Raw genomic sequence first — 8088 nt, 5'->3', positions numbered from 1 at the left:
CCCCTCTGCTTGCCTATACCCCGCTCAAACGCTGGGGAGGCGATTCTGCCAGCCAACTCGATCAGTGGCAGAGGCGGCAACAGGCACTGACTGCCAGCGGTTTGCCACCCTTGGCCTGGAGCCTGTTTGATGAGCCGGATCTCGCCACCCTGCCCGCCATCACTGCGATGGCCCGGGAGATGAAGCGCCGGGATCCGGCGGTGATCCGGGCAGGCCACTTCAACCACCCCGGTCAGGTTGCACTGTTGGCAGAGGTGGAGATTGCCCTGATCAACGCAGGCTTTGGTGCCGACAAGGTCGATGTGGCGCGGGTCAAGGCCGCCGGGGCCACCCCCTGGTTCTACAACCTGGGCACCCCGAGGGCCGCCGGTTTTTACCTCTGGCAAAGCGGGGCTGAGGGCTATCTGCAGTGGCATGGCCGCATGCCCACCGCCCTGCCTTATGACCCCACCGACGGACGGGAGAGCGACTTTATGTTGCTGGGCCCGCAAGCCTGCGAAGCCCATCGTCTCTCCCATGACCTTCTGCTGCTTCAGCAAGCCATCGAGGATCTGCGCTGGCTTGCCTGGCTCGAGCAGGAAGCCCGTTACCAGGTCGATGCCGCCCTGCTGCTACAGCGTCTGCGCGATCAGGTGCCAAGCCGCTGGCAACTGGCCGAGCAGTTGCCAGCCAGAATCTGGATACAGTGGCGCCAGGAGATTGAACAGCTGGCCAAGCGATTGAAAACATTGCAAACTGGTGCCAACTCATCTTCCTGAAGTGACTGCGTATGGCCAACCAGACCCCCCGTTGCACCTGTCGGGGCAGACCACTGCCCCGATGGTTGCCCCTCATGCTGCCGCTGCTGATGCTCGTCGGTTGCGCCCGTCAGGAGCCGGTCAATGAGGCCATGCCCATCCTCAACCAGTTGCGGGATCAGCAGTTGGCCGAACAGCCCCAGTTGCAGCTGCAGTACCAGCAAGAGCAGACCCTGCTGCAGGCTGATCAGGAGCAGCAGTTGCATCAGTTTCTGGGACTCAAGGATCCGGCCCGGATCGCCCTGGTGAGCGGCCCCGGACTGCAAACAGACATGCTGGAAAGTGCGCGGATAGCGAGCGTACGGCTGACGGCCCTGACCCACTTGCTGGCGTCTCGCGCCATTGAACTGGAACCCCGTTATGACCCCATGCTGGCACCCAACACCTTGCTGATCCGCATTCTGCCGAGCGATGAACAGGCGCCAGTCACGCCATCGGCGGCGCAATGAGCCCGAGGCAAGCCGTCGGCAAGGCGACGCGATAGAGGGGATAGGGGGTCAGCCCCCACAATTTACGCCAGCCCTGAGTGAGGCGGTATGAGAGCAGTGGCGGGCTCTGGTGAAGCTGGCCTAAAAACATCACCCCCTGACTCATCCCCTCTCCCGCCAGCGTCACTGACATCGCCTCGCGATCCGGCGCCACCAGCATGGCCTGCAGCGTCCCGTCACATTGGGGATGCACCAGCTGATAGCTGACATAAGTGCCACCCAATACCGGCGTGGCTGCTCGCATCCGCCATCCCAGCTGGGCCAGCTCCATCAGCATGGGTTTGGCCCCTTCATTGACCACCCGGTTCTGATAGCGCCACCCCATGGCCGCGGCACTGGCCAGCGCCACCAGCAACAGCAGCAGGTATCCCCTAGACATTCCCGCCATAGCGCCCCCTCATAAACAGAATGGCCATCACCAGCCGCATCACATTGACCACCCGCGTCTGATAGCGCCATCTCATGGCCCCAACACCGGCGGCGGCACTGGCCAGCGCCACCAGCAACAGGTATCCCCTAGACAGTCCCACCATGGCGCCCCCGCATAAACAGAATGGTCATCACCAGCAACATGATGGCCCACTGATAGAGCTGGGCCAAACTGCCGGTGTGCAGCCAGCCATACCAGCGCAGATCCAGGCTCATCAGCACCAGCCGTAACTGATTGGCCCCGATATAGAGCAGGCAGACCAGCAGCAACATGGGCCACTGCCGGTATAAGGGACGTTCCGGCGCCAACCAGCAGCTGGAGATAAGCCAGGAGAGGGCGACCAGATAGAGCTGGGAGAAGGAGGAACACCCCTTGAGCACGATCAGGGCATGGCCCCCCAACCGCTCGATGCGATTGCCATCCCAGCGCGTTTCCCACCCCAGCAGTTGCAACCACTGGCTAACCCCCCAGGCATCGAGCGCCAGCACAGGGCCGGAGAGCAGGGCAAACACCTGCTGACCCCATAACACGGCCACGGTGAAGGCGAGCACGATCTGCAACACAGCCCGTTCATCGGCACTCTGGTGACGGCGCCACAGTGTGGCCACCAGCAGCAGACAAGCCAGCGCCTTGAAACTGGCGCTGGGGATCAAGATCAGCAGGATAAAGAGGGCGAGCGCAAGCGGGTGCACGCGCCAGGTTGGCGCAACCCGCGATGCAATTTGCCACCAGATAGCAATCAGCAACACCACCAGCACGTTAAAGTGACCCATATTGAGCCACACCATGCCCCACTGATTGGCCAAGCCAAGCAGCAGCCAGTTGGGTGCCCACTGCCAAGGACGGATATCCATTGCTACTCCTGCCCGTTATCACGTGTCTTATCTGGTATCGCAAGTTCCATGCCTGTCCCGATCAGACCCGTTAACAAAGATGGCACGTTTTATTCATTCATTCTGCTGGCATTACCGCCAAGGAGAAGGAGTGAGCGATGAAACTCAAACCGTTGGCAGGGCTGCTAGGGATGGTACTGGTGACCTCCCCCGCATACGCCTTGACCCAAGTCGATACCGAACTGCAACTGCTGATGGATGTGTCTGGCAGTGTCACTTCATCGGAATTCAATCTGCAGTTACAAGGCTATGTGGACGCCTTTTATAACCAGGATGTGCAGAGCGCCATCCTCGATACCAGTGGTGGCAAACTCGGGTCCATCGCCGTGCAGATGGTGATGTGGAGTAGCAGCAACCAACAAAGAACGATGACCGACTGGTTTCATCTCTACGACATGACCTCCATCAATAACTTCGCCGCCACGCTGGATAACCTGGTGCGCCCCTATGCGGGGATGACGGCCCCCGGTTCGGCGATGGCCTTTGGTGCCCAGCAGTTTGACACCAACAACTACACCGCCGCCCGGCAGGTGATGGATGTGTCAGGAGACGGGATCCAGAACAACGGGCTGGATACCTCCACCGTGCGGGATCAACTGCTCGCCTCCGGCATCGATACCATCAACGGCATCACCATAGGTCAGGACTATGCCGACGGGGTGCTGCAAGAGTGGTATGTGGAGAACGTGGCGGGCGGTGAGGATGCCTTTGTGATCAACGCCACTACCTTCGCTGACTTTGGCAGTGCCCTGCAGCTAAAACTGGCGGCCGAGATTGAAGGGGGCATCATTCCGGAAGGCGCGCTGGCCGCCCCCATCGAGGAGATCCCGCTGGCCGCCCAGCTGTTGCTCGGCATGCCGCTGCTGCTGGCATGGCGCTATCAAAGGCGCCGGCAGCACACCAACGGGCAGCTGGCGCCCGCCATCGGCTAGTTCGTCACCCCGAGTGCAGCGATTAGGGAGCCATGGCTCCCTGATTTTTTGGCGTAATCATGGCTATCGGCTGGGGCTCTACAACATCTGCTTTGAATACCGCACATAATCAGTCAGCTAACCATACTCATTTTTCGAGGCTGATTGACAGTCTGCTGCTTCGCCGTAATGACAATCAGTGTTGTCCTACGTCATTCAGATGACGGCCTCGCCTGTTGCTCATGGCACAATGCATGCCTTGTTTTTGGTTTGGGGGAGATATGATTCCGGCACAGATGAAGCAATATGGTAAGGGATTGGGCCTGTGATTGAGCTTCCGTATTCGTTCCTTAATACCTTGGCTGAGGTGCATCTGCCATCGGCAAGCTATCACCATATTCTGGTGGCTCAGTCGGTGACGCATTGAGTGGAGTGTCTGATGCTATCAAGTAAAGTTAAAACCATCATGCGATGGGCCTCGATTTTAATTGTTGGCCTTGGCTATTATTTCTGGCTCGGCCTAGCCTCCTTACCGTTTGGTCATATATCAGAGAAAGAAAGTGCTTTATTTTCCGGGCCAATTACCTTGGAGTAATATCGAGCAATATTGGAAAGTGTTATGGATGCGACCAATACAGTCTACAGCGCTGCTGCTTGGGGTTTTTGGGTATGTGTCAGCCTTATATTGCTAATTTTTAGCAAGGTGCGATAACAGTTTAAAGGCGGCATGATGACAGCCCATTTATCTCCGAAGCTAACTATCAGATTGGCAGCCAAAGCTACTTCTCTGGGCGTACTTGCCACATAGACGGAGAGAGTCACAGTGAGCGTTATATTACGCCTGCCGACTAATTTAACCTACGAGTTTTTTGCGATGATATTGACCAATTCCAGCCTCTTTAGTCAGTCCATCCAACTTTTTCATCCAAGAAACTGATTTTAAAATACTATCAAAAGGTACTTTAAGTTGTAGTATCTCCTCGACAGTCAGAAAGTTAGCCCTAATCATTGTATCAGTATAAAACTTTTGATCGTGACCTAATTGTTTTGCCAGCGAGTCAATGCTAGGTAGGCTTAGATATTGTCTGATATATGGTTCAGGATGTTTAAAGTCGCTAGTACCTTTCATTAACGTATTTAAAAAGTAAAACATTATAGAATTTATAATTCCATGAACTTCCAGCACTTTATTTAACCCCCAAGTTCTCCATTGCTCTGAACGAATGTTGTACTTCAGGGAAATAAGTGTTGTTGATATACTATTCGCATCAGCTTCACTCTCTAGTGCATTCCAGTATTCTTTCGACTTGGCTTCATTATGATGTAAATGTTTTATTGGAACTTTCTTGTGATTCATTTCGGCATGGCCATTCATACCTTTATCGTATATATAATCCAAATGCCCCAATGAAATATGGGCTAACTCATGATTGAGTATAAACCAAGAAATGTAGCTAAAGACAAAATCCGTAATATCCTCTAGAGCATTCCAGCCAATCTTGAACTTGACACGATCTTCTATCTCATACGTAAAGTTCAGTATTGCATTCGTTAATGAGCGCCCAATACTTATCGTGTAATGACCATCATGCTTCCTTTCTGCTTTTGCAAAAGAATTATCTAAAACGCATTTAAACTCAACTTTGTCTACGGAAAAAGAAGGAATGAAAACCTCCTTAATATATTTTTTCGCCCCAGATTCCAAGTAACTCTCTAGCAATTCTAATTGCTCGAAGTCTCTAGGTTGAGACAATAGCTTACTTTTTTCAATCATAGATATCTCATGTAAATTTGACACCAGTTTAAGGGACAGACAACGCTAATACCAAGCTTCCGCATAACACCGTAACCACCGAAAACCAACGCATAGTAAAAATACCAAGCGTTGGCTGCCCCTCTTGAAGCATTTGTTATGTTGTTTATGACAGCGGCTCCTGATTACCACAACTATTACAATTAAATAGAGCTTCGTCATTGCCTTCTAAAACCAATATGTCAAAGTCCATACTTTTGCAGACAGAACACTTAGGCTCATTATCGAATCCAAGAAATTTGAGAAATAAGTTTTGAATCAACGACACAGCCGAGCAAGTTAACAATAAGCATATTTTTGCATCAGGAATGTTTTTGTTTGGAGAATGCACAATTTCGGATGAATGATCCCATGCAGCTTCCATAATATCCCTGCTACGCTTTCGCAATTTTCCATTACTTTTTCCAGGTGCGTAGATTGCAATAACCTCTCTAGCAACACCCTTGAAATCAGCCGCTTTAAGCCCTTTTTCTTCTAGTAAGTTAGGATTACCATTCGCCAACACCCCCGCTAATTCAATTAAGCTTTCCCTGCACGTCAAGCCTATTGCTTGAAGATCTTCTGGCGCAGATACGTCATTCAAAGCAACAGCTGCACTATTAAGGCGTCGACTAATAGATTTCACATGATCAATATCCAGCGGAAGCTCATCGATAATATGTTTGAACTCAAGGTGGTGTCGAGCTCGCAGACGTTGAGAGATACCAAGATGAAATGAATAAGCCTCATCGGCTGAAAAGTAAAATTCGTTCTGAGTATATAGGTTCATTGGAACACCTTCACCTTCCACGACCCACCAACTACCGTCTACTCTGGTTTTAACATTCCAAACATGGATTTCACCCCCCATGTCTGTGAATGTTTGCTCAACTTGTATGAACTTAATGTCCTTGATATCTTGCCCGAAAAGGTAAGATTCTATTCTTTGTTCTGCATCAACACGATATTCTGGTGTCATAAAAACCTACATTAAACTGATACGTTTGAGTAAAAAAATTAGATGGAAGGCGATATTAGTAACGCCTTCCATCTAACTCTGCCATACCACTCGTCATCACAACCAATAAAATCACTTTAAAATAGCTGCATTACCAACCAGCGTCTGATTTATAAATCTATTATCAACGCTGAACACTGACTCCAGTTGTACCACTATGAAAAATAACAGTCAAGAAACGGAATTAAAATGTGCCACCAACCCTCATATTTATAAATACAACTGCATGGCGCTCTATGCAAACCATATCAAATGGCGTAGCTGGCCAAGAAGCTGACTACGCCTTATAAAAAAGGCCTCATCACGAGGCCTTAACAGGAATATGCAAGTTCAGGATGGCTGGCATTGCGCCAGCCTTCGCGGCTATCAGCATGGCTCCTATGCCAATGGCAGTACCTGACCAGCACTGCTGGCTGGATAGCCCTGTGCGGGCTCGCAATAGGGGATCCGGCTTAGCACAGGCGCATTGACAAGGTTTGCCAACTGATCGGCGCGACGCAGGCTGGTATCCGCCAGCTCGGTCAGCAAGGCCAGACCACAGCCAAGCCCCAGCCCCCCCACCACACCGGCGACCAGAAACAACCAAAGCGGGTAGTTGCTCGGTTTGCCAGGCGCAAACGGCTTGTCGATGACCTTGATCCGTTCGCCAGGCTCGAAGCTACCGAGCGCCCCGGTCACCTTGGCTTTCTCGTAGCGCAGCAGCAGATCCTGATAGAGGGTGCGCTTGACCTCAAGGTCGCGCTCCAGCTCCGCCAGCTGGCGCTCCGTATCCCCTTGGGAATCCACTACCCCGGTCAGTTCGTTGAGTTGCGCCTGCAAACCGGCGACGTTCTGCTCAGCCTCGGCCAGCTGTCGCTTGGCCTGTTCCCACTCGGGCCCTATGGCTGCGTCAGGCTTGCTCTTGAGCCGCGTCAGCTCCTGCTGTAACTGGCCAATTTGGTAGAGCAGCGTCTGCACCTGGCTGTGTTCGTCGCTGTAACGTACCCGCAGCAGCGCCAGTTCGGTCTGCATCTGCTGCAGTTTCTCCTCAAGGCTACGAGCCATAGGCCCTTGCTGACCAAGGGATAACTGCTCAACCTGAGCTTTGGCCTGTTGCAGCTGGAGCTGGCTCTCGGCGTAACGATCCTTGAGGCCATAGAACCGTGCAGCATTGGCATTTTGCTGCGCTGGCAGGGCGCTGGCGTGCTCACGTTTGAAGTCGGCCAGCGACTGCTCGGCCCCCTGCAACTCAGTGCGACGGCTGTCGAGCTGGCTTTGCAGGAAACGCTCGGAGGACTCGGCTGACTGACGTCCCTTGTTGAGCAGGTTGAAAAAGAAACGGCGCGAGATGGCCTCGAGCAGGCCGGCACTGTTGGCGGCGGAGTCAGCCTTGACCTTTAGCTCGATCACTTCGTCTCCGATCAATTGGATAGAGACCGAAGTGGAGAGCCAATCCATGATGGCATCGCGCTTGGCGGGAGGCGTGTCGTCATTCACCAGCCCCCGATCCCGCGCTACCCCGTCCATCACATAGCGGCTACGCAGCATGGCTTCCAATACAGCAAAGCGATCTTTAAGGCTCTCCTGGGTGAGGAGGTCCTTGAGGGTCGAGGCCTGATTGGAGTCCTGCGGCACCATAAAGGTGGTGCGGCTCTCGTACATCTTTGGGGTCATCAGACCGATCGCCCCCCCCACCAGCGGCATGAGCAACATGGGTATCAGGATCAGATAGCGGCGCCGCCAGGCGGCGAAGAGAATGATGTAGAGGTTGTAATAAAAC

The 8088-nt window shown here is 53.0% G+C and carries 8 protein-coding genes and 1 pseudogene; 3 read left to right on the top strand and 6 right to left on the bottom strand.

The window, feature by feature from the left end:
• Positions 1-758: pseudogene (locus tag AAC083_RS12350) on the top strand (hypothetical protein); the annotation flags it as partial.
• Positions 759-832: 74 nt separating this feature from the next.
• Positions 833-1246: a hypothetical protein gene (locus tag AAC083_RS12345; protein WP_249126971.1), complete on the top strand. Its 414-nt coding sequence runs from the start codon at positions 833-835 to the stop codon at positions 1244-1246.
• Here AAC083_RS12345 and AAC083_RS12340 read toward each other — a convergent pair.
• Genes AAC083_RS12340 through AAC083_RS12330 form a run of 3 tightly spaced genes read right to left on the bottom strand, consistent with a single transcriptional unit; the run spans position 1224 to position 2569 of the window.
• Entirely contained in the window at positions 1224-1673 is a 450-nt protein-coding gene (locus AAC083_RS12340; protein ID WP_108536762.1) for a hypothetical protein, read from the bottom strand. The two genes, AAC083_RS12345 and AAC083_RS12340, sit on opposite strands and share 23 nt — an antisense overlap.
• Positions 1657-1818, bottom strand: coding sequence for a hypothetical protein (locus AAC083_RS12335; RefSeq protein ID WP_181364733.1), 162 nt, complete (start codon positions 1816-1818; stop codon positions 1657-1659). Before AAC083_RS12335 ends, AAC083_RS12340 begins: the two co-directional genes overlap by 17 nt.
• Positions 1802-2569 carry an archaeosortase/exosortase family protein gene (locus AAC083_RS12330; RefSeq protein WP_108536761.1) on the bottom strand — a complete coding sequence of 256 codons (768 nt, stop codon included), beginning with the start codon at positions 2567-2569 and terminating at the stop codon, positions 1802-1804. The genes AAC083_RS12335 and AAC083_RS12330 overlap by 17 nt, the downstream gene beginning before the upstream one ends.
• Before the next feature lie 137 nt (positions 2570-2706).
• Here AAC083_RS12330 and AAC083_RS12325 point away from each other — a divergent pair, with 137 nt between their 5' ends.
• Positions 2707-3540, top strand: a complete 834-nt coding sequence (locus AAC083_RS12325; RefSeq protein WP_108536760.1) for a DUF1194 domain-containing protein — start codon at positions 2707-2709, stop codon at positions 3538-3540.
• 832 nt (positions 3541-4372) lie between these two features.
• On the opposite strand, the gene AAC083_RS12320 is transcribed toward AAC083_RS12325, so the two are convergent.
• From AAC083_RS12320 to AAC083_RS12310, 3 genes are all read right to left on the bottom strand, one after another.
• The gene (locus AAC083_RS12320; protein ID WP_108536759.1) at positions 4373-5293 is read right to left on the bottom strand and encodes a hypothetical protein; all 921 of its coding nucleotides are present in this window, start codon (positions 5291-5293) and stop codon (positions 4373-4375) included.
• A 145-nt stretch (positions 5294-5438) separates the two neighbouring features.
• Positions 5439-6290 (bottom strand): hypothetical protein, encoded by an 852-nt coding sequence (locus AAC083_RS12315; RefSeq protein ID WP_108536757.1) that lies wholly within the window; start codon positions 6288-6290, stop codon positions 5439-5441.
• Positions 6291-6707: 417 nt separating this feature from the next.
• Positions 6708-8088: GumC family protein (locus AAC083_RS12310; RefSeq protein ID WP_108536756.1), on the bottom strand; the 1381-nt coding region annotated here is incomplete at its 5' end.

It is taken from the genome of Aeromonas sp. HMWF014, assembly GCF_963878295.1.
Taxonomy (GTDB): Bacteria; Pseudomonadota; Gammaproteobacteria; order Enterobacterales; family Aeromonadaceae; genus Aeromonas; species Aeromonas popoffii.
Note: the sequence above shows the minus strand (reverse complement) of the source record. Positions and strands in the feature narration are given on the sequence as shown.